At 72.9% G+C, this 18,901-nt stretch carries 16 protein-coding genes and 1 riboswitch; of the genes, 10 read left to right on the top strand and 6 right to left on the bottom strand.

Annotated features, from left to right (window positions below; genetic code table 11):
• Positions 1-80 precede the first annotated feature (80 nt).
• Positions 81-617: a VOC family protein gene (locus ACWH95_RS10700; RefSeq protein WP_454120631.1), complete on the top strand. Its 537-nt coding sequence runs from the start codon at positions 81-83 to the stop codon at positions 615-617.
• On the opposite strand, the gene ACWH95_RS10695 is transcribed toward ACWH95_RS10700, so the two are convergent.
• From ACWH95_RS10695 to nhaA, 4 genes are all read right to left on the bottom strand, one after another.
• Positions 589-1,392 (bottom strand): SGNH/GDSL hydrolase family protein, encoded by an 804-nt coding sequence (locus ACWH95_RS10695; RefSeq protein ID WP_454120630.1) that lies wholly within the window; start codon positions 1,390-1,392, stop codon positions 589-591. The genes ACWH95_RS10700 and ACWH95_RS10695 overlap by 29 nt on opposite strands.
• A gap of 55 nt (positions 1,393-1,447) precedes the next feature.
• Positions 1,448-2,710: a histidine--tRNA ligase gene (gene hisS, locus ACWH95_RS10690; protein ID WP_240744635.1), complete on the bottom strand. Its 1,263-nt coding sequence runs from the start codon at positions 2,708-2,710 to the stop codon at positions 1,448-1,450.
• 69 nt (positions 2,711-2,779) lie between these two features.
• The gene (locus tag ACWH95_RS10685) at positions 2,780-3,445 is read right to left on the bottom strand and encodes a MazG family protein (RefSeq protein ID WP_136033408.1); all 666 of its coding nucleotides are present in this window, start codon (positions 3,443-3,445) and stop codon (positions 2,780-2,782) included.
• A complete protein-coding gene (gene nhaA, locus ACWH95_RS10680; protein ID WP_454120629.1) occupies positions 3,442-4,647 on the bottom strand; it encodes a Na+/H+ antiporter NhaA in 1,206 nt (401 codons plus the stop codon). The genes ACWH95_RS10685 and nhaA overlap by 4 nt, the downstream gene beginning before the upstream one ends.
• 174 nt (positions 4,648-4,821) lie before the next feature.
• Between nhaA and ACWH95_RS10675 the strand changes: the two genes are divergently transcribed.
• Both ACWH95_RS10675 and gdhA read left to right on the top strand, forming a co-directional pair.
• Positions 4,822-7,422 (top strand): phosphoenolpyruvate carboxylase, encoded by a 2,601-nt coding sequence (locus ACWH95_RS10675; protein WP_454120664.1) that lies wholly within the window; start codon positions 4,822-4,824, stop codon positions 7,420-7,422.
• A gap of 131 nt (positions 7,423-7,553) precedes the next feature.
• Positions 7,554-8,924, top strand: a complete 1,371-nt coding sequence (gene gdhA, locus ACWH95_RS10670) for an NADP-specific glutamate dehydrogenase (protein ID WP_136036015.1) — start codon at positions 7,554-7,556, stop codon at positions 8,922-8,924.
• Between the two features lie 63 nt (positions 8,925-8,987).
• Here the strand turns inward: gdhA and ACWH95_RS10665 are convergent, their stop codons facing one another.
• Together ACWH95_RS10665 and mfd are read right to left on the bottom strand one after the other, a co-directional pair.
• Positions 8,988-9,590, bottom strand: coding sequence for a gamma carbonic anhydrase family protein (locus ACWH95_RS10665; protein ID WP_136036014.1), 603 nt, complete (start codon positions 9,588-9,590; stop codon positions 8,988-8,990).
• Between the two features lie 34 nt (positions 9,591-9,624).
• Positions 9,625-13,191, bottom strand: coding sequence for a transcription-repair coupling factor (gene mfd, locus ACWH95_RS10660; protein ID WP_454120628.1), 3,567 nt, complete (start codon positions 13,189-13,191; stop codon positions 9,625-9,627).
• A gap of 88 nt (positions 13,192-13,279) precedes the next feature.
• Here mfd and ACWH95_RS10655 point away from each other — a divergent pair, with 88 nt between their 5' ends.
• The 7 genes from ACWH95_RS10655 (at position 13,280) to ACWH95_RS10625 (ending at position 18,857) form a co-directional block, all read left to right on the top strand.
• Complete coding sequence (locus tag ACWH95_RS10655; protein ID WP_136029102.1) at positions 13,280-13,843, top strand: GNAT family N-acetyltransferase; 564 nt, start codon at positions 13,280-13,282, stop codon at positions 13,841-13,843.
• 51 nt (positions 13,844-13,894) lie between these two features.
• Positions 13,895-14,758 carry an Fpg/Nei family DNA glycosylase gene (locus ACWH95_RS10650; protein ID WP_136036013.1) on the top strand — a complete coding sequence of 288 codons (864 nt, stop codon included), beginning with the start codon at positions 13,895-13,897 and terminating at the stop codon, positions 14,756-14,758.
• Between the two features lie 74 nt (positions 14,759-14,832).
• A riboswitch (FMN riboswitch) is annotated at positions 14,833-14,977 on the top strand.
• A gap of 65 nt (positions 14,978-15,042) precedes the next feature.
• Positions 15,043-16,086 (top strand): bifunctional diaminohydroxyphosphoribosylaminopyrimidine deaminase/5-amino-6-(5-phosphoribosylamino)uracil reductase RibD, encoded by a 1,044-nt coding sequence (ribD, locus tag ACWH95_RS10645; RefSeq protein WP_136036012.1) that lies wholly within the window; start codon positions 15,043-15,045, stop codon positions 16,084-16,086.
• The gene (locus tag ACWH95_RS10640; protein WP_454120627.1) at positions 16,086-16,715 is read left to right on the top strand and encodes a riboflavin synthase; all 630 of its coding nucleotides are present in this window, start codon (positions 16,086-16,088) and stop codon (positions 16,713-16,715) included. The genes ribD and ACWH95_RS10640 overlap by 1 nt, the downstream gene beginning before the upstream one ends.
• A complete protein-coding gene (gene ribA / locus ACWH95_RS10635) occupies positions 16,712-17,980 on the top strand; it encodes a GTP cyclohydrolase II (protein ID WP_136029095.1) in 1,269 nt (422 codons plus the stop codon). Before ACWH95_RS10640 ends, ribA begins: the two co-directional genes overlap by 4 nt.
• Positions 17,977-18,450, top strand: coding sequence for a 6,7-dimethyl-8-ribityllumazine synthase (gene ribH, locus ACWH95_RS10630; RefSeq protein WP_136044544.1), 474 nt, complete (start codon positions 17,977-17,979; stop codon positions 18,448-18,450). Before ribA ends, ribH begins: the two co-directional genes overlap by 4 nt.
• A 53-nt stretch (positions 18,451-18,503) precedes the next feature.
• On the top strand, positions 18,504-18,857 hold the full coding sequence (locus ACWH95_RS10625) for a Fe-S protein (RefSeq protein ID WP_136029091.1): 354 nt from the start codon (positions 18,504-18,506) through the stop codon (positions 18,855-18,857).
• Positions 18,858-18,901: the final 44 nt, after the last annotated feature.

The following is an 18,901-nucleotide window of genomic DNA, read 5'->3' as shown; positions in this document are numbered from 1 at the left end:
GGCACCGCCGACGCGACGCCGTGGCGCCCGTGTCGCGCATCTTCAAGCGCCCGGCGCGCCGCGCGATCTACCGTGGCGACATGACCGATCAGACACCCGCAGGCCTGCCCGTCACCGGCGTGACCGGTGCGCACACGACCGACGGCCGCCCGCACGGCGTGACCTCGCTCACCCCGTTCCTCGCGATCCCCGACGCCGCCGGTGCGCTCGCGTTCTACCGCGACGTGTTCGGAGCCCGCGTGATCGACGTGACCGAGTTCGGCGACGTCGTGGCCCACGCCGACCTCGACTTCGGCACCGGTCGACTGCAACTGGGCGAGCCCAGTCCCGACTACCACCTCGTGCCGCCGCCCGCCGGCGACGACGCCTGCTATTCCCTCGGCCTCTACGTGCCCGACGTCGACGCCGTGGTCGAGCGCGCCGTGGCCGCCGGTGCCACCGTGCGCGAGCCCGCGATGCACTTCGTGTCGGGCGACCGCTTCGCCAGCATCCGCGACCCCTTCGGCGTGCGATGGTCGATCATGACCAGGGTCGAAGACCTCTCGGACGAGGAGAGCGCGCGCCGCGTCGCCGAATGGGCGGCGTCGTTCAGCGCGGGGCAGGCCGACGCGAGCTGAGCGCGACGACGGTCGCCCGCTGCACGGCGGGGAGCAGCGCCTCCGCGGTGCGCCGGTAGCCGAGCGGGCTCGGGTGGAACCGGTCGAGGCTGAACATCGCCTCCGGCTCGTCGAAGAACAGCGGCCCCACGGCGCGGCGCAGATCGACCGGCTCGGCCCCCGCGCGGCGGGCCGCCTCCGCCTGCACGGCGGCGAGCCGACGCGACAGGCTCGAGGCGATGCGGCGCAGCGGCTGCGGCACCGCGCGGAGCGCCCCCAGATCCGGGGAGGTGCCCACCACGACCCCGGCGCCGAGGTCGCGCAGCCGCCGCACCGCGTCATCCAGGTGCCGCGCGGACTCGGCGACCGGCAGGCGATGCGTCACGTCGTTCCCGCCCACCACGACCACCGCGACGTGCGGACGGTACCCGGGCGGCAACGCGTCCAGCTGCGTCGCGAGGTCGCGCGACTCCGCGCCGACCCTCGCCACCGTACGCAGGCGCACCGGACGCCCCAGACCACGCGCGAGCGCCTTGGCGAGTCGTCCGCCCAGGGTCTGCTTGGGGCGCTGCGCCCCCAGCCCCGCCGCGAGCGAGTCGCCCACCAGCAGCAGGTCGAGCGGGGCGCCGTCGAGCCCCGGCCGCCAGAGCCGGTCGGCATCGAGCGACACCTCGCCGAGCGGCTTGCCGATGCGCCGTCGCGCGAGCGCGGCCTGACGGACCAGCACGAGGCGCAGCACCGCGGTCAGCAGGGCGACGGCGGACACGGCGGCGAACACGGGACGGAGGCGACGCACGACCCGATTCGAGTCGACCGCCGTGAACGCCCGGTGAACACCACCGAGCCCCGGATCAGCCGAGCGTCTTGACCTCGAGCTCGTCGGAGCCCGCCCGCACGCTCGCGAAGTGGGTGTAGCCGTCGGCGGCCGCACGCTCCAGCAGCGCCTTGAGGTTCTTGGTGCGCTGCTCGAGCCGCACGCGCGCCCCCCTCGCCACGAGCTCGGCCTTGCGGGCGACCAGCTCGCCCACCGGCACGTCGGCATCGTGGACCAGGACGATCGCCTGCGCCTCGGTGTCGGGGTCGGCGGAGACCAGGTCGACCAGCCGCTCGAACCCGAGCGAGAAGCCCACCGCGGGAACGTCCTGCTTCAGGAACCGGCCGATCATGCCGTCGTAGCGCCCGCCGCCGCCGAGCGAGTACCCGACGGAGGGGTGCGCGAGCTCGAAGATCGTGCCCGTGTAGTACCCCATGCCGCGCACGAGGAACGGGTCGAACACGAGCGGGATCTCGACGTGCTCCGCGACCACGGGGCGTGCGGCCGCCACGGCCTCGCCGATGCCGGTGAGGTGCGCGATGAGCTCATCAGGGACGCCCTCGGGCAGCGCCTTGCGGATCTGCCGCTCCCCGTACGGGTGGTACTCCAGCGTCTGCGGGCGGCGGAGGAACTCCTCGAACGCGGCGACGGCGGTCGCGGTGACCCCGCGCTCGCGCAGCTCGGCCGCGACCCCCTCCGGCCCGATCTTGTCGAGCTTGTCGATCGTGATCAGCACCTGCGGGCGCTCCTCGGTCGTGAAGCCCAGGTGGCCCAGCATCCAGTCGAGCAGGCGGCGGTCGTTGATGCGCACGGTGGCACCCTCGAGCCCCAGCGCGTCGACGGCGTCGAGCGATGCGACGAGCAGCTCGGCCTCGGCCCGCCCCGACGCATCCCCGATGATGTCGATGTCACACTGCACGAACTGGCGGTAGCGGCCCTTCTGCGGCCGCTCGGCCCGCCACACCGGCGCGATCTGCACGGAGCGGAACACACCGGGGAGCTGCCCGCGGTTGCTGGCGTAGAAGCGCGCCAGCGGCACCGTCAGGTCGTAGCGCAACCCCAGGTCGGACAGCGCGGCGGGGTCGTCGGCCGCGGCGCGGATCGCGTCGGCGTCGAGACCGCGGCGCAGGATCGCGAACGACAGCTTCTCGTTGTCGCCGCCGATGCCCGCGTGCAGCCGCTCGTACTCCTCCACCACGGGCGTCTCGATCTCGTCGAACCCGTGCGCGCGGTAGCGCTCGCGGATCACGGAGAGCACGCGCTCACGGCGGGCCTTGTCGGCGGGGAGGAAGTCGCGCATGCCGCGCGGCGGGTTCACAGTAGCCACCCGTCCATCTTCCCAGGTCGTCGGCGGCACCCGCGCGTCGGGTCAGCCGGCCTCCGCCCCGCGCACCTCGTCCTCCAGCAGCCGCAGCCGCTCGCGCAGCGCCCGCTCGGCATCCCACCCCTCGGCGCGCGCGGTCGCGACCAGCGCCAGGAGCGCGTCGCCGAGCTCCGCCTCGGACGCCGGAGTGGCCGCGACGGGGCTCTGCGGCACCGTGACACCGGCCCCCGCGGCCCGGCCGACCAGCTTCTGCGCCAGGGCGAGCGCCGGCATCCCCCGGGGCACGCCGTCGAGCACGCTGCGCCGCGTGCGCTTCTCCGCGGCCTTCGCCGCGTTCCAGTGGATCAGCACCTCCTCCGGCGTGGTGGCGACCTCGTCGCCGAACACGTGCGGATGACGGCGCACCATCTTCTCGGTGAGCGTGGCGGCCACGTCGTCGATGTCGAACGGATCGTCGGGGTCCTGCGCGGCGATCGCGGCGTGGAACAGCACCTGCCACAGCAGGTCGCCCAGCTCCTCACGCAGATCGTCGCGGGTGCCGGACTCCACGGCGTCGATCACCTCGTGCGACTCCTCGATCAGGTACGGCACCAGGTCGCGGTGGGTGATGCGCTGCGACCACACGCAGCGCTCGCGCACGGCCCGCATGGTGTCGGCCGCGGCCCGCAGCGCATCCACGTCAGGCCGCGACTCGTCGGCAGACCCGCTCATGCGTCCTCCGCTCCTCGGTCCGATGCGACCCGCTCTCCGGACGGGGCACCGGCGAGGCGACGGTACCAGCGGGCCCGCAGCGACACGATCACCGCCGAGAGCAGCAGTGCCAGGAGCGAGCCGACCAGCACCCCGAGGATCGCCTGGTCGCGCAGGCCCGCGTCGGCGGCGAAGGCGAGGTTCGCGAGCAGCAGCGACACCGTGAAGCCGATGCCGCCGAGCGCTCCCGCCGCGACGATGTCGGCGAAGGGCAGCGCCGGATCGGCTCCCCGCGGGCGGATGCGCATCGCGAACCAGCCGAACACCGTGATGCCGACGATCTTGCCGACCGGGAGGGCCACCACGATGGCCCAGAACGCGGGCGACAGCTCCGTCGGCGCCACCGCGGGGATCACCACGAACGCCGCGACGAATGCGAACACCGGCAGGATCACCCCGTTGACCGTGGGCTCGAGCGCGTGCCGCGTACGGCCAGCGGGCACCGGCGCCATCACCAGCCCCAGCATGACCCCCGCGATCGTGGCGTGCACGCCGGACGACGCCACGAGCGCCCACGTCACCACACCGGCCACGGTCATCGCGACCGCGATCAGCGGATGCCCCTTCGCGTGCAGGAGCCGGCTGAGCACCCAGAACACGGCCACACCGACCAGGGCCAGCACGAACAGCAGCCACTGCACGTCGTGCGCGAACAGCACCGCGATGAACACGATGCCGATGATGTCGTCGAGGATCGCGAGCGCCAGCAGGAACACCCGCACGCGCGACGGCAGGCCGCGGCCGAACATCGCCAGCACACCGAGCGCGAAGGCGATGTCGGTCGCGGTGGGGATCGGCCAGCCGGACGCCGTCTCCGGGCCGCCCGCGATCAACAGGTACACCAGGATGGGGACCAGCACCCCGCCGGTCGCGGCGATCGCCGGCTGCACGGCCTTGCGCGGGGAGTCGAGCTCGCCGTGGGTCAGCTCGTGGCGCAGCTCGATCGCGACCACCAGGAAGAACACCGCCAGCAGACCGTCCGAGACCCAGTGCGCGATCGACAGGTCGAGCGCCGTGCCCGGCACCGCGAGGTGCGCGTCCAGCAGCCCCGCGATCGCGTCGTGGGTGGGCAGGTTCGCGAGGAGGAGCCCCAGTCCGGCCGCGACGAGCAGGAGGACGGCGGGGAACTGCTGACCGCGGAGGGGGTTCGCTGTGATGCGCATCGTCTCCATCGTAGGCGGCGGTGTCCTCCGGCCGTCATGCGTGCAAGAGGCGTTCTCACCCCGGGATACTCTCGGAGGGTGACCCCCGATTCCCCCGCTTTCTCCGAGCCGACGCCCACCGAGGCCATCCGCGTGATCGGTCGCTTCGAAGCCGGTCGCGGCATTCCCGATGCCATGCGCTCCGACGTGCGGATGCTGGGCCAGCTGCTCGGCCAGGTGCTCCGCGAGGCCGGCGGCGACGACCTGTTCGACGACGTCGAGCGTCTGCGCCTCGCGACCATCCAGGCCTACGAGGACGAGACCTCCGACGCGTTCGAGCGGGCCGCGGCGATCGCCGAGTCGTTCACGATCGCCCGCGCCGACGAGGTCGCGCGGGCGTTCACCTGCTATTTCCACCTGGTGAATCTCGCCGAGGAGCACCAGCGCGTGCGCGTGCTGCGCGAGCGGGCCGGCCAGCCGGGGCGGGAGGACGCGAGCGACACGGTCGCCACGGCCTACGCGCGCCTGCGCGACGAGGTCGGTGAGGACGAGGCGCGCCGCCGTCTCGCCGGTCTGCGCTTCCACCCGGTGTTCACGGCGCACCCGACCGAGGCCCGCCGCCGTGCGGTGTCGTCGAGCATCCGCCGCCTGTCGGAACTGCTCACGCAGCACGACGCCGCGAGCGCGGGCGGCGCCGAGGAGCACCGCGCCCGCCGTCGCATGCTGGAGGAGATCGACACGCTGTGGCGCACCGCCCCGCTGCGCGCGCAGAAGCCCTCCCCGACCGACGAGGTCCGCACCGTCATGGGCGTGTTCGACGAGACGCTCTTCACGACGGTGCCGCACGTGTACCGCCGCATCGACGACGCGCTGCGCGGCGAGGAGTCCGGAGCCAGCGCGCCCGTGGTGCCCTCCTTCGTGCGCATCGGCTCGTGGGTGGGCGGCGACCGCGACGGGAACCCGTTCGTCACCGCGGCCGTCACGCGCGAGGCCTCGCAGATCGCCTCCGACCACGTGCTGCGCGGACTCGAGCGCGCGCTGGACCGCATCGGCCGCACGCTCACGCTCTCGGCCGACGACACGCCCCCGAGCGCGGAGGTCGTCGCACTGTGGGAGGCCTTCGCGGCCGCCGAGCCCGAGGTCGCCGCCGAGCTCGCCGCCCGGTCGCCGGAGGAGCCGCACCGCCGCGTGCTGCTCGTGCTCGCGCGGCGGGTGGCCGCGACCCGGCTCGGGGACAGTGAGCACGCGTACACCCGGCCGGACGAGCTGCTGGCCGACCTGCGTGCCGTGCAGTCCTCGCTGGCCGCGGCCGGCGCCCGTCGGCACGCGTTCGGCGGGGTGCAGCACCTGATCTGGCAGGTGGAGACCTACGGCTTCCACCTGACCGAGCTCGAGGTGCGCCAGCACTCCCAGGTGCACGCCACGGCCCTCGCCGAGCTCGACGCGGGCGGCCCGATCAGCGCCCAGACCGAGGAGGTGCTGGAGGTGTTCCGTGCGATCGCGGACATCCAGCGCGACCGCGGGCTGCGGGCGGCAGGGCGCTACGTCGTCTCGTTCACCCAGGCCGCGTCCGACCTCGCGAACGTGCACCGCCTCGCCCGGTACGCCCTCGGCGACGACGCCCCGGTGCTCGATGTCGTGCCGCTGTTCGAGACCTTCGCCGACCTGCAGGCCGCGCCGGCGATCCTCGCCGAGGTCGTCACGTTCCCCGAGTTCCGCGAGCGGATGGCCGCCACAGGCAACCGCCTCGAGGTGATGCTCGGCTACTCCGACTCGTCGAAGGACGTGGGCCCGGTCGCCGCGAACCTCGCGCTGTACGCGGCGCAGGCCACCATCGCCCGCTGGGCGCAGGAGTCGGGCATCGAGCTCACGCTGTTCCACGGTCGCGGCGGCGCCCTCGGGCGCGGCGGCGGCCCCGCCAACTCCGCCATCCTCGCCCAGCCGCCGCACTCCGTCGACGGCCGGTTCAAGCTCACCGAGCAGGGCGAGGTGATCTTCGCGCGCTACGGCGAGCCCGCGATCGCCATGCGGCACATCGACCAGGTCGCCGCCGCCACGCTGCTCGCCTCCTCCCCCACGGTGGAGGAGCGCACCAGCCGCGCGGCCGAGCGCTACGCCGAGGTGGCCGCCACGATGGACGCGGCCTCCCGCGAGCGCTTCTTCTCGCTCGTCAAGGCCGAGGGCTTCGCGCCGTGGTTCGCCACGGTGACCCCGATGGAGGAGATCGGGCTGCTGGCACTCGGCTCCCGCCCCGCCCGACGCGGACTGTCGGTCGAGTCGCTGGAAGACCTGCGGGCGATCCCGTGGGTGTTCGCGTGGACCCAGGCGCGCATCAACCTCGCCGGCTGGTTCGGTCTCGGCACCGCCCTGGAGGCCGTCGGCGACCAGGACCTGCTGCGTGAGGCGTACCGCGAGTGGCCGCTGCTGCACACCATGGTCGACAACGTCGCGATGAGCCTCGCCAAGACCGACGAGCGCATCGCCCGCCAGTACCTGGCCCTCGGCGACCGCGACGACCTGGCGGCGCTCGTGCTCGACGAGCTCGCGCTCACGCGCCAGTGGGTCGTGCGGCTGACCGGCGGCGACGGCCTGCTCGAGAACAAGCCCGTGCTGCAGCGCGCCGTGCAGCTGCGCAGCCCCTACGTCGACGCGCTGTCGCTGCTGCAGCTGCGCGCGCTCCGGGCCCTGCGCTCGGCCGCGCCGCAGCCGGAGGGCTCGGGCGCCGACGCGGAACAGCAGCGCCTCCTGCTGCTCTCGGTGAGCGGCGTCGCGGCCGGACTGCAGAACACCGGCTGAGCCGCGGCCGCCCGTCGCGTGGCGCGGGGCCCACGGGCGCCGACGCTAGAGTGAGAGCTCGGCCCAACCGGCACCGCCCTGACGCGACACGATCGCCAGCACCCCATCCCCCACCAGAAAGTCCTTCCCGCGTGACCGTCACGACCACTGCCGACTTCCATCCGCTCGCCGACTCCGTGCAGCCCGTGTTCGACACGGTGCTCTCCCGCAGCCCGCACGAGCCGGAGTTCCACCAGGCCGTGCACGAGGTGCTGCACTCGATCGCCCCCGTGCTGGAGCGCCACCCGGAATACGTCGACGGCGGCATCCTCGAGCGCCTGGTCGAGCCCGAGAGGCAGATCCTGTTCCGCGTGCCGTGGGTCGACGACGCGGGGAAGCTGCAGGTCAACCGCGGCTACCGCATCCAGTTCTCCTCCGTGCTCGGCCCGTACAAGGGCGGCCTGCGCTTCCACCCCTCGGTGAACCTGTCGATCATCAAGTTCCTCGGCTTCGAGCAGATCTTCAAGAACGCGCTCACCGGTCAGGGCATCGGCGGCGGCAAGGGCGGCTCCGACTTCGACCCGCACGGCAAGTCCGACGCGGAGGTCATGCGCTTCTGCCAGTCGTTCATGAACGAGCTGTACCGCCACCTCGGCGAGCACACCGACGTCCCCGCGGGCGACATCGGCGTGGGCGGCCGCGAGATCGGCTTCCTGTTCGGCCAGTACCGCAAGGTCACCAACCGCCACGAGTCGGGCATGTTCACCGGCAAGGGCACCGGCTGGGGTGGGGCCGAGGTGCGCACGGAGGCCACCGGCTACGGCGCCGTGTTCTTCGCGCAGGAGATGCTCGCCGTCCGCGGCGACTCGCTGGCGGGCAAGCGCGTCGGCATCTCCGGCTCCGGCAACGTCGCCCTCTACGCGATCCAGAAGGCCGCGCAGCTCGGCGCGACCGCGGTCACCGCCTCCGACTCCTCCGGCTACGTCGTCGACGACGCCGGCATCGACCTCGACCTGCTGCGTCAGCTGAAGGAGGTCGAGCGCGCCCGCATCGTCGAGTACGCCCGCCGCCGCCCCAGCGCACGGTTCGTCGAGGGCGGCAGCGTGTGGGAGGTGCCGGTCGACATCGCCGTGCCGTCCGCCACGCAGAACGAGGTGAGCCTGGCCGACGCCGAGGCGCTGATCGCCGGCGGTGTGCAGGCGGTCTCCGAGGGCGCCAACATGCCGTGCGTGCCCGAGGCCGTCGAGGCGTTCCAGCGGGCGGGTGTGCTGTTCGCCCCCGGCAAGGCGGCCAACGCGGGCGGTGTGGCCACCTCCGCGCTGGAGATGAGCCAGAACGCCTCGCGCCAGCGGTGGACCTTCGCCGACAGCGAGAGCAAGCTCCGTGAGATCATGGCGGATATCCACGGCGCCGCGTTCGACGCCGCGGAACGGTACGGGGTTCCCGGCGACTACGTCGCGGGGGCCAACATCGCAGGATTCGAGAGGGTCGCCGCTGCCATGCTCGCGCAGGGCGTCATCTGACATCGAGCCGGCGAAGCCGGGCATCGGCGGGGTGCTCGGCTTCGTCTCTGCGCGCCCGCGCGGCTACGGACCGACGGGTCGGTCGTCGGCGTGCCGCGCGAGGGAGCTCCCGTAGCGCTCGGTGAGCTGCACCATGAGGTCGGGGGTGTCCCGGTCGACCCCGAACACGTGCCCGGGGAAGTCGAGCTCGGGCTGCGCCGCCGCGATCTCCTCCGCCCGGTCCGGCGAGAGCAGCTGCACCGGATCGCCGACCGCGACCCATCCGATCGGCACGACCGTCCCCTCGGGCAGCACCGCGCGCCGGTGCACGATCGCGTTGACGCGCACCTCGCAGCGGCTGCCCACCAGAGCACCGTTGAAGATGCGGGCGCCCGAGGCGAAGAACACCTCCTCGCCCACGGTCGCGCCGGCGATGCTCGCGAGCGTGCCGACGAGGGTGTGGTCGCCGATGTGCACCGCGTTCGCCGCGGTCGCCCTGATCAGCGCGTTCTCCATCACGATCACGTGTGCGCCGAGCGTGATCGGGCCGCCCTCGGCGGTGATCACGGCGCCGTGCAGCACCTGGCAGCCCGGACCGACCTCCACATCGCCGGAGATCACGGCGGTGGGGGCGACGACGGCGGTGTCATGGATGCGGGGGCGAGCCCCGAGGTGCTCGTACAACATGCGGCCAGACTAGCCCCGGGGCCCCGGCCGTCCGCTACGGGGTCGTGGCGGGTTCCGGGAAGATCGCGGTGAACAGCTGGCCGACCCACTCCAGCAGCTGCGCGTCGGGCAGCGGCTCCACACCGACGCCGACGGCCGCGGCGACGGTGGGCATCGGCACCACCAGCGCCTCTCCCCCGGCCACGAGCTTCGCCTTCGGGTAGAGCCGCTGCAGCCGCACCTTGATGGAGTCCTCCAGCCGCGCCGGGGCGATGCGGAGGTTCGACCCCATCGCCACCACGTCGGTGAGCCCGGCGCGGGCGGCCCTGCGGCGCAGTCGCGCGATCGCGAAGAGCCCGGCGACCTCTTCCGGCGGGGTGCCGTAGCGGTCGATGAGCTCCTCCTGCACGAGGTCGATCGCATCGTCCTTGGCGGTCGCGGCCGAGGCGGCGGACAGCTTCTGGTACGCCTCCAGACGCAGGCGCTCACTGTCGATGTAGTCCTCGGGGATGCGCGCGTCCAACGGCAGCTCCAGTCGCAGCTCCTGCCCCGTCTCGACCTCTTCGCCGCGGAACGTCGCGACGGCCTCACCGATCATGCGCAGGTACAGGTCGAAGCCGACGCCGGCGATGTGCCCCGCCTGCTCCGCGCCGAGCAGGTTGCCCGCCCCGCGCAGCTCCAGGTCCTTCAGCGCCACCTGCATGCCCGAGCCGAGGTCGTTGTTGACCGCGATGGTCTGCAAGCGGTCGGCCGCGGTCTCGCTCAGCGGCTTCAGGTCGTCGTAGAGGAAGTACGCGTAGGCGCGCTCGCGTCCGCGGCCCACGCGGCCGCGGAGCTGGTGCAGCTGGCTCAGGCCGTACTTGTCGGCGCGGTCGATGATGATCGTGTTGGCGTTGGAGATGTCGAGGCCGGTCTCGATGATGGTGGTCGAGACGAGCACGTCGAACTTGCGCTCCCAGAAGTCGTCGACCACCTGCTCCAGCGCATGCTCCCCCATCTGCCCGTGCGCGACCGCGATGCGCGCCTCCGGCACGAGCTCGGCGAGCTGGGCCGCGATCCGCTGGATGGACTGCACGCGGTTGTGCACGAAGAACACCTGGCCCTCGCGCAGGATCTCGCGCCGGATGGCGGCGGCGATCTGCTTGTCGCTGCGCGGCCCGACGAACGAGAGGATCGGGTGCCGGTCCTCCGGCGGCGTCGCGAGCGTGGACATCTCCCGGATGCCGGTGACCGCCATCTCCAGGGTGCGCGGGATCGGGGTCGCGCTCATGGCGAGGATGTCGACGTTGGTCTTCATCTTCTTCAGCGCGTCCTTGTGCTCCACGCCGAAGCGCTGCTCCTCGTCGATGATCATCAGGCCGAGGTCCTTGAACATCACCTGATCGGTGAGGATGCGGTGCGTGCCGATGACCATGTCGACCGTGCCGTCGAGCAGGCCCTGCAGCGTGAGCTTCGCCTCCTTGTCGGTCTGGAAGCGCGACAGCGGCCGCACCTTCACCGGGAAGCCGGCGAAGCGCTCCGTGAACGTCTCCAGGTGCTGCTTCACCAGCAGCGTCGTCGGCACGAGCATCGCGACCTGCTTGCCGTCCTGGATGGCCTTGAACGCCGCGCGCACCGCGACCTCGGTCTTGCCGAAGCCGACGTCGCCCGACAGCAGCCGGTCCATCGGGATGGGCCGCTCCATGTCGGCCTTGATCTCGTCGATGGTCTGCAGCTGGTCATGGGTCTCGGCGAACGGGAACGCCTCCTCCAGCTCGCGCTGCCACGGGGTGTCCGGACCGAACGCGTGCCCCTTGGCACTCATGCGCGCGGAGTAGAGCTTCACGAGCTCGACCGCGATGTCGCGCACGGCCTTGCGGGCCTTGCCCTTGGCCTGCGCCCAGTCGCTGCCGCCCATCTTCGACAGCGTCGGGGCCTCACCGCCGACGTACTTGGAGAGCAGGTCGAGCTGGTCGGTGGGTACGAAGAGCTTGTCGCCCGGGTAGCCGCGCTTGGACGGGGCGTACTCCAGCACGAGGTAGTCGCGCACGGACTTCGCGGCGTGGCGGCCGCCCGTCGACACCTCGCGCTGCGTCATCTCCACGAAGCGGCCGATGCCGTGCGTGGCGTGCACCACGAAGTCGCCCTGCTTGAGCTGGAGGGGGTCGACCACGTTCTTGCGGCGCGAGGCGAGCTTCTTCACCACGCGCTGGTCGCCGCCGATCGTGCGGCCGTAGAACTCGTTGTCGGTGAGGACGGCGAGCTTCGCCTCCGGCACCTGGAACCCCGCCTCGACCGCACCGGTCACGAGCGTCGCGACCCCGGGGTCGGGGGCCTCGGTCAGCGACTCCACCGCGCGGGCCGCGATGCCCCGGTCGGACAGCACGTCGCGCGCGCGGTCGACGAGCCCGTGTCCCGTCGCGATCACCACGACGCGCCACCCGTCGGCGACCTTCGCGTCGACGAAGGCGATCGCCCCGTCGACGTTGCCGTGGAACGACGGGATGACCGCCGACGCCTCGACGCTCTCCGGGTCGGCGTCGCCGATGCCGAACGGGCTGAGCCGCCACCACACGCCGCCGCGGTCGCGCACCACGTCGCGCAGGTCGGCGACCGTGAGGAAGTCGCCCGCGCCGAGGTCGATGGGAGCCGAGGCCCCGGAGGTCGCCGCGCTCCACGCGGCGTCGAGGAACTCGCGGTTCGTGTCGCCGAGGGTGATCGCCCGCGCGGTCGCCCGCTCGGGGTCGACCACCGCGGTCGCGCTGCCGGGCGGCAGGTACTCCACGAGCGACTTCAGCGGACCGGCCACGGCGGGCAGCAGCGACTCCATGCCCTCGACCGGGATGCCCTCGGCCATCTTCTCGAGCATGCCCGCGATGGCCGGGAACCCGCCGATCAGCGCGCGCGCCCTGTCGCGCACGTCGGCGGTGAGCAGCAGCTCGCGGCTGGGCGGCAGGTCGACCGCGGGGACGTCGCCGGGGAGCGAGCGCTGATCGGCCACGGAGAACGCCCGGATCTGGTCGATCTCGTCGCCGAAGAACTCCACGCGGTAGGGGTGCTCCGACGTGGGAGGGAACACGTCGAGGATGCCGCCGCGCGCGGCGAACTCACCGCGCCGCGACACCATGTCCACGCGGGAGTATGCGCGTTCGACCAGCTGCTCCGCGACGTGGTCGAGCTCGTGCCCCCGGCTGCCGACGGCGAGGTCGAGCGGGGCGATCTCGCCCAGGTTGCCGGCGATCGGCTGCAGCGCGGCGCGCACGGAGGCGACGACCACGAGGGGGTGGTCGCCCGACCACTCGGCGATGCGGCGCAGGGTCTGCAGGCGCTGCCCGACGGTGTCGGGGCTCGGGCTCAGCCGCTCGTGCGGCAGGGTCTCCCATGCCGGGAACGTGAGCACCTCGGCATCGGGCACGTAGGCCGACATCGCCGCGGCGAGCGTCTCGGCCCGGCGCCCGGTCGGCACCACGGCGAGCAACGCGGCGGGGTGCCCGGCCGCGGCGCGCTTGGCGAGGAGCCCGGCGAGCGTGGGCGCATCGAGGCCGTCGACCAGTCCGAGGTCGGCGTCGGTATGCGCCCAGGCGAGAGCGTCACGAAACAGAGACGCCTCTTCCAAGGCGCGCAGAATCCCCGGAACAGTCACCGGACAAGCCTAATCGCGCCCACCGACACCGCGGTCGACGTCCCCCTCGCCGACCGGGCGACCGGCTCGGCCGTCCTAGGCTGGAGGGATGCCTCCGGTCACCCTCACCACCGCCCGCCTCGTCCTGCATGCCCCGACGGAGGCGGACGTCGACGCGATCACCGCGGCCTGCCAGGACCCGGAGATCCCCCGCTGGACGACCGTCCCGAACCCGTACTTCCGGCAGGACGCGGAGGACTTCGTCGCGCTCGTCGCCGACTGGTGGGCGGACGGCTCCCAGACCGTGTGGGGCATCTTCGCGGACGGCGTGCTCGTGGGCGTCATCGGCCTGCACCACATCGCGGGCCACGCCGCGGGTGGCAGTGCCGAACTGGGCTACTGGATGGTCGCGGACGCCCGCGGGCAGGGCTACCTGACCGAGGCGGCCCGCGCGGTGCTGGACTGGGGGTTCGCCGAGCTCGGGCTCGCGCGCATCCGCTGGCAGGCCGTGGTGGGCAACGTGCCGTCGGCACGGGCCGCCCGCGCCCTCGGCTTCCGGTTCGAGGGCACGCAGCGCCAGGCCCTCACGAGTCAGCGCGGCCGCGACGACGGCTGGGTCGCCGGGCTGCTCGCCACCGACGACCGCACCCCGGTCGAGTGGCCGGTGCTGTGACGGCTGCCGGCGAGGCGTGACAGCGTCGGAGGCCGGTGACAGGATGGCTGCATGCCCGAGATGCCGGAGGTCGAAGGACTCGTCGCGTTCCTCGGCGAGCGCGCGGTCGGACGCACGATCACCCGCGCGTCGGTCTCGGCCATCGCGGCGCTGAAGACGTACGACCCGCCCATCACGGCGCTCCACGGCGCGGAGATCACCGCGTCCGCGCGGCTGGGCAAGTTCGTCGTGCTGTCGTGCGGTGCGGAGCTGCACCTCGTGTTCCACCTGGCGAAGGCGGGCTGGCTGCGCTGGTACGAGACCCTGCCGACCACGCTCATCAAGCCGGGGAAGACGCCCATCGCCCTGCGTGTCGCGCTCGACGACGGCAGCGGGTTCGACCTGACGGAGGCCGGTACGAAGAAGTCGCTCGCGGTGTACGTCGTGCGCGATCCGCAGGAGGTGCCCGGCATCGCCCGCCTCGGTCCCGACCCGCTCGACCCGGCCTTCACGCGGGCGGACTTCGCCGGCCTGCTGGAGGGGCGGCGCATGCAGATCAAGGGGCTGCTGCGCGACCAGGGCGTGATCGCGGGCATCGGCAACGCCTACTCCGACGAGATCCTGCACGCCGCACGCATGTCGCCCTATGCGATCGCCGCGACGCTCGACGACGCCGAGGTCGACCGGCTGTTCGCGGCGATGCAGGAGACGCTGCGCGAGGCGGTGGCCGCGGCCTCCGGGAAGCCGCCCGCCGACCTGAAAGACGCCAAGCGCCGCGGCATGCAGGTGCACGCGCGCCGCGGTGAGGCGTGCCCCGTGTGCGGAGACACCGTGCGCAGCGTGTTCTTCGCCGACCGGTCGCTCGAGTACTGCCCCACGTGCCAGACGGGCGGCAAGGTGCTCGCCGACCGCCGCCTCTCGCGCCTGCTGAAGTGAGATCGGCGCAGTGCGCGCCGATTCATGCCGCGGAATGAAATCGCGCCGACCGCGTTGAGTACACTCAGAGCAGCAACGTGCTCCGGGGTCGGTGGGAATCCGAACCGGCGGTGACAGTCCGCGAGCGTCTCGAGTGATCGGGATGCCGATCCGGTGGAACTCCGGGACCGACGGTGATGCGAGGGTGACCTCGCTAGTCCGGAAGGGAGGCAGCACGAGGCGCACGCGTGTGCGTCCGTTCCGCCACCCCTGCGAGAGCCCCGAGGCCGCAGAGAGGACGACGGATGGCAGTGACCGCGATCGAGCAGCGTGCGATGGACCGCGCGCTCGAGCTCGCCGCCCGCGGCCCCCGCGGGGTCAACCCGCAGGTGGGCGCCGTGCTCCTCTCCCCCGCCGGTGAGGTGCTGGCCGAGGGGTGGCACCGCGGCTCCGGCACCGCGCACGCCGAGGTCGATGCGCTGTCGAAGCTCTCGCCGGGTGCCGCGCGCGGGGCGACCGCGGTCGTGACGCTCGAGCCGTGCAACCACACCGGCCGTACGGGTCCCTGCGCCGTGGCTCTCATCGAGGCCGGGGTCGCCCGCGTGGTCTACGCCCTCGACGATCCGGGCGAGGTGTCCGGCGGCGGGGCCGAGCGGCTCCGCGCCGCCGGGGTCGACGTGGAGTCGGGCGTGCGCGCCGCGGAGGCCGAGGCGCTGATCGCCTCCTGGCTCACCGCGAAGCGCCTGGGCCGCCCGCACGTCACGGTCAAGTGGGCGCAGAGCCTCGACGGCCGTGCCGCCGCGGACGACGGCTCCAGTCGATGGATCACCGGCCCCGAGGCGCGCGCCGACGTGCACCGCCGTCGTGCCGAGGCCGACGCGATCGTCGTAGGCACCGGCACCGTGCTGGCCGACGACCCGGCTCTGACCGCGCGCGACGGTGACGCCCTCCACCCGCGGCAGCCCGTGCCGGTCGTGATCGGCGCCCGCGCGACGCCCGCACACGCGGCGGTGCACCGGCACCCGCACGCTCCCCTCTTCTACGACACCCGCGAGCTGCCCGCGGTGCTCGCCGACCTGCACGATCGCGGCCACCACAGCGTGTTCGTGGAGGGCGGGCCGACCCTGGCCAGCGCGTTCGTCGCGGCGGGACTCGCGGATCGCGTGCTCGCGTACGTCGCACCGGTGCTGCTGGGCGGGGGCCGCCTCGCGCTCACCGACATCGGCGTCTCCCGCATCGACGAGGCGCGCCGGCTGACCGTCGAGGAGTGGGTGCCGCTCGGCGCCGACCTCCTGGCCGTCGCCCGCTTCACAGACCCCCACGCCCCCGAGCAGGAAGGTGCCTGGTGATGTTCACCGGAATCATCGAGGAGATCGGCGAGATCACGGCGATCGCGGAGTCCGGCGACGGCTGGCGGCTCACCGTGCGCGCGCCGAGGGCCGCGGCCGACGCCGTGCACGGCGAGTCGATCGCGGTGTCGGGCGTGTGCCTGACCGTGGTCGATTCGACCGCCGACACGTTCGACGCCGACGTGATGAAGCAGACGCTCGACGTCGCCGCGATCGGATCGGCCGTGGTCGGCACGCGCGTGAACATCGAGAAGGCGATGCCGGTGGGCGCGCGGCTCGGCGGGCACATCGTCCAGGGCCACGTCGACGGCACCGGCGAGGTGCGGGAGGTGCGGCCGGGTGCGCAGTGGAGCGTGCTGCGGATCGGCCTGCCCCACGATCTCGCGCCGCTCGTGGTCGACAAGGGCTCCATCTCGGTGGACGGCACCTCGCTGACCGTGAGCGCCGTGAGCGCCCCCGACGAGGCGGCGCCGTGGTTCGAGGTGTCGCTCATCCCGGAGACGCTCGCCGCCACCACGCTCGGCACCTGCGCGGTCGGCGACCGCGTGAACCTCGAGACCGACATCCTCGCGCGGCACGTCGAGCGTCTGCTCGCGTTCCGCGCCGCACCGGAAGGGGGCTCGCGATGAGCCTGTCATCCATCCCCGAGGCCCTGGAGGCACTGCGCGCCGGACGGCCGGTCCTCGTGGCCGACGACGAGAACCGCGAGAACGAGGGCGACGTGGTGCTCTCGGCGGAGCTGGCGACGCCCGAGTGGGTCGCGTGGACCGTGCGCTGGTCGTCGGGCTTCCTGTGCGCGCCCATGCCCGCCGACCTGGCCGATCAGCTGAACCTGCCGCCCATGGTCGCGGCGAGCGAGGACGCCCGCTCCACCGCGTACACGGTGAGCGTGGACGCCGCCGACGGCGTGACCACCGGCATCAGCGCGAGCGACCGGGCCCGCACCCTCAACGTGCTCGCGAACCCCGACTCGACCGCGACGAGCATCATCCGCCCCGGGCACGTGCTGCCGCTGCGCGCGGTGGACGGCGGCGTGCGCGAGCGCAGCGGCCACACCGAGGCCGCCGTCGAGCTGATGAAGCTCGCGGGTCTGCGACCGGTCGGCGCGATCGCCGAGGTCGTGGCGGAGGACGGCAGCATGATGCGGCTGCCGGGACTGATCGAGCTGGGCGCGCGTGACGGTGTGCCCGTGATCACGATCGAGCAGCTCATCGCGCACCTCAACGAGATCGACCCCGCGGGGGCGACGCCGGCCGCGCACCGCGGTCGCCGGGTGAGCCTGCGCGCCGACGCGACCGTGCCCACCGAGCACGGCTCGTTCCGGTTCCTCGCCTACAAGGATCGCGTGACCGGCACCGACCACATCGCGGTCGTGTCGGGCGAGCTGAGCGAGACCGCCCTCGTGCGCGTGCACTCCGAGTGCCTGACGGGCGAGGCGTTCGGGTCGCTGAAGTGCGAGTGCGGACCGCAGCTCGACGCCGCGCTCGACGCGATCGAGCAGGACGGCGGGGTCGTCGTCTACATGCGCGGGCACGAGGGGCGCGGCATCGGGCTGATCAACAAGCTCCGCGCCTACAGCCTGCAGGAGGACGGCCTCGACACGGTCGATGCGAACCTCGCGCTCGGGCTGCCCGCCGATGCGCGCGACTACGCCGCCGCGGCCGGCATCCTCGCCGACCTCGGCGTGTCGAAGGTGCGACTGCTGACCAACAACACCGACAAGGTGAACCAGCTGCGCGAGCTGGGGCTCGACGTGGTGGAGCAGGTGCCGCTGATCGTGGGCGTCGGCCCGAACAACCACCAGTACCTGGAGACCAAGCGTGACCGGATGGGTCACATCATCGGCGAGGCAGAGCTCGCCCAGGCCCTCGCGGCCGGGAAGGACGAGGAATGAGCGGCGCAGGAGCACCGAAGGCCGGGAGCATCGACGGGCGGGGACTGCACGTCGTCGTGATCGCCGGCACGTGGCACGAGACCATCTCGAACGGACTGATCGCGGGCGCGCAGCGGGTGCTCGACGAGGCGCAGGCGTCGCACACGCTCGTGCGGGTGCCTGGCTCGTTCGAGCTCGCGGTGGCCGCGCAGGCCGCGTTCGCCGGAGGTGCCGACGCGGTGGTCGCACTCGGCGTGATCATCCGCGGCGGCACCCCCCACTTCGAGTACGTGTCCGCCGCGGCCACCGACGGTCTCACCCGGGTGTCGCTCGACGCAGGGCGGCCGGTCGGCTTCGGCCTGCTGACCCTCGACGACGAGAAGCAGGGCCTGGATCGCGCGGGTCTCGAGGGCTCGAAGGAGGACAAGGGCGCGGAGGCGGCGGACGCTGCGCTGCGCACGGCCCTCGTGATCCGGGAGCTGCGCGGCTGAGGTCAGGGCGGCCTTGCTAGCGGCGCAGTACCCCCCTCACGTACGGTGAGGGCATGGAGATCCTGCGCCACATCGTCGTGTTCGTCCACCTCATCGGCTTCGCGGTGCTGTTCGGCGCCTGGGCGGCCCAGGCGTTCGGCGGCAAGCGGCAGATCACCCGGCTGATGGACTACGGCCTGCTGATCGCCGGTGTCGCCGGACTGGCGCTGGCCGCTCCGTGGGGCATCGAGTACGACCTGAACTACGTCAAGATCGGCGTGAAGCTCGTGGTGCTCCTCGTGATCGGCGCGCTCCTGGGCATCGGCTCCGCGCGGCAGAAGCGCGGCGAGGCGGTGCCCTCCGCCGTGTTCTGGCTCATCGGCATCCTCGCGCTGGCCAACGCCGGCATGGCCGTCATCTGGCGCTGACCCATCCGGCGCTGACCCCCGACACCTCCGCGGTCTGAGCGACC

It is taken from the genome of Microbacterium sp. NPDC055502 (genome assembly GCF_053643635.1).
This window is presented reverse-complemented; position numbering and strand designations above follow the sequence as displayed.

Bases quoted from the DNA above. Each gene is read 5' to 3' on its own strand.
- ACWH95_RS10685 (WP_136033408.1), bottom strand. From the start codon at position 3,445: ATGAGCGGGTCTGCCGACGAGTCGCGGCCTGACGTGGATGCGCTGCGG.
- ACWH95_RS10625 (WP_136029091.1), top strand. From the start codon at position 18,504: ATGGAGATCCTGCGCCACATCGTCGTGTTCGTCCACCTCATCGGCTTC.
- ACWH95_RS10655 (WP_136029102.1), top strand. From the start codon at position 13,280: ATGCCTCCGGTCACCCTCACCACCGCCCGCCTCGTCCTGCATGCCCCG.
- ribD (WP_136036012.1), top strand. From the start codon at position 15,043: ATGGCAGTGACCGCGATCGAGCAGCGTGCGATGGACCGCGCGCTCGAG.
- ACWH95_RS10650 (WP_136036013.1), top strand. From the start codon at position 13,895: ATGCCCGAGATGCCGGAGGTCGAAGGACTCGTCGCGTTCCTCGGCGAG.
- ACWH95_RS10640 (WP_454120627.1), top strand. From the start codon at position 16,086: ATGTTCACCGGAATCATCGAGGAGATCGGCGAGATCACGGCGATCGCG.
- ribA (WP_136029095.1), top strand. From the start codon at position 16,712: ATGAGCCTGTCATCCATCCCCGAGGCCCTGGAGGCACTGCGCGCCGGA.
- ACWH95_RS10675 (WP_454120664.1), top strand. From the start codon at position 4,822: ATGCGCTCCGACGTGCGGATGCTGGGCCAGCTGCTCGGCCAGGTGCTC.
- ACWH95_RS10665 (WP_136036014.1), bottom strand. From the start codon at position 9,590: ATGTTGTACGAGCACCTCGGGGCTCGCCCCCGCATCCATGACACCGCC.
- hisS (WP_240744635.1), bottom strand. From the start codon at position 2,710: ATGCGCGACTTCCTCCCCGCCGACAAGGCCCGCCGTGAGCGCGTGCTC.
- nhaA (WP_454120629.1), bottom strand. From the start codon at position 4,647: ATGCGCATCACAGCGAACCCCCTCCGCGGTCAGCAGTTCCCCGCCGTC.
- ribH (WP_136044544.1), top strand. From the start codon at position 17,977: ATGAGCGGCGCAGGAGCACCGAAGGCCGGGAGCATCGACGGGCGGGGA.
- ACWH95_RS10700 (WP_454120631.1), top strand. From the start codon at position 81: ATGACCGATCAGACACCCGCAGGCCTGCCCGTCACCGGCGTGACCGGT.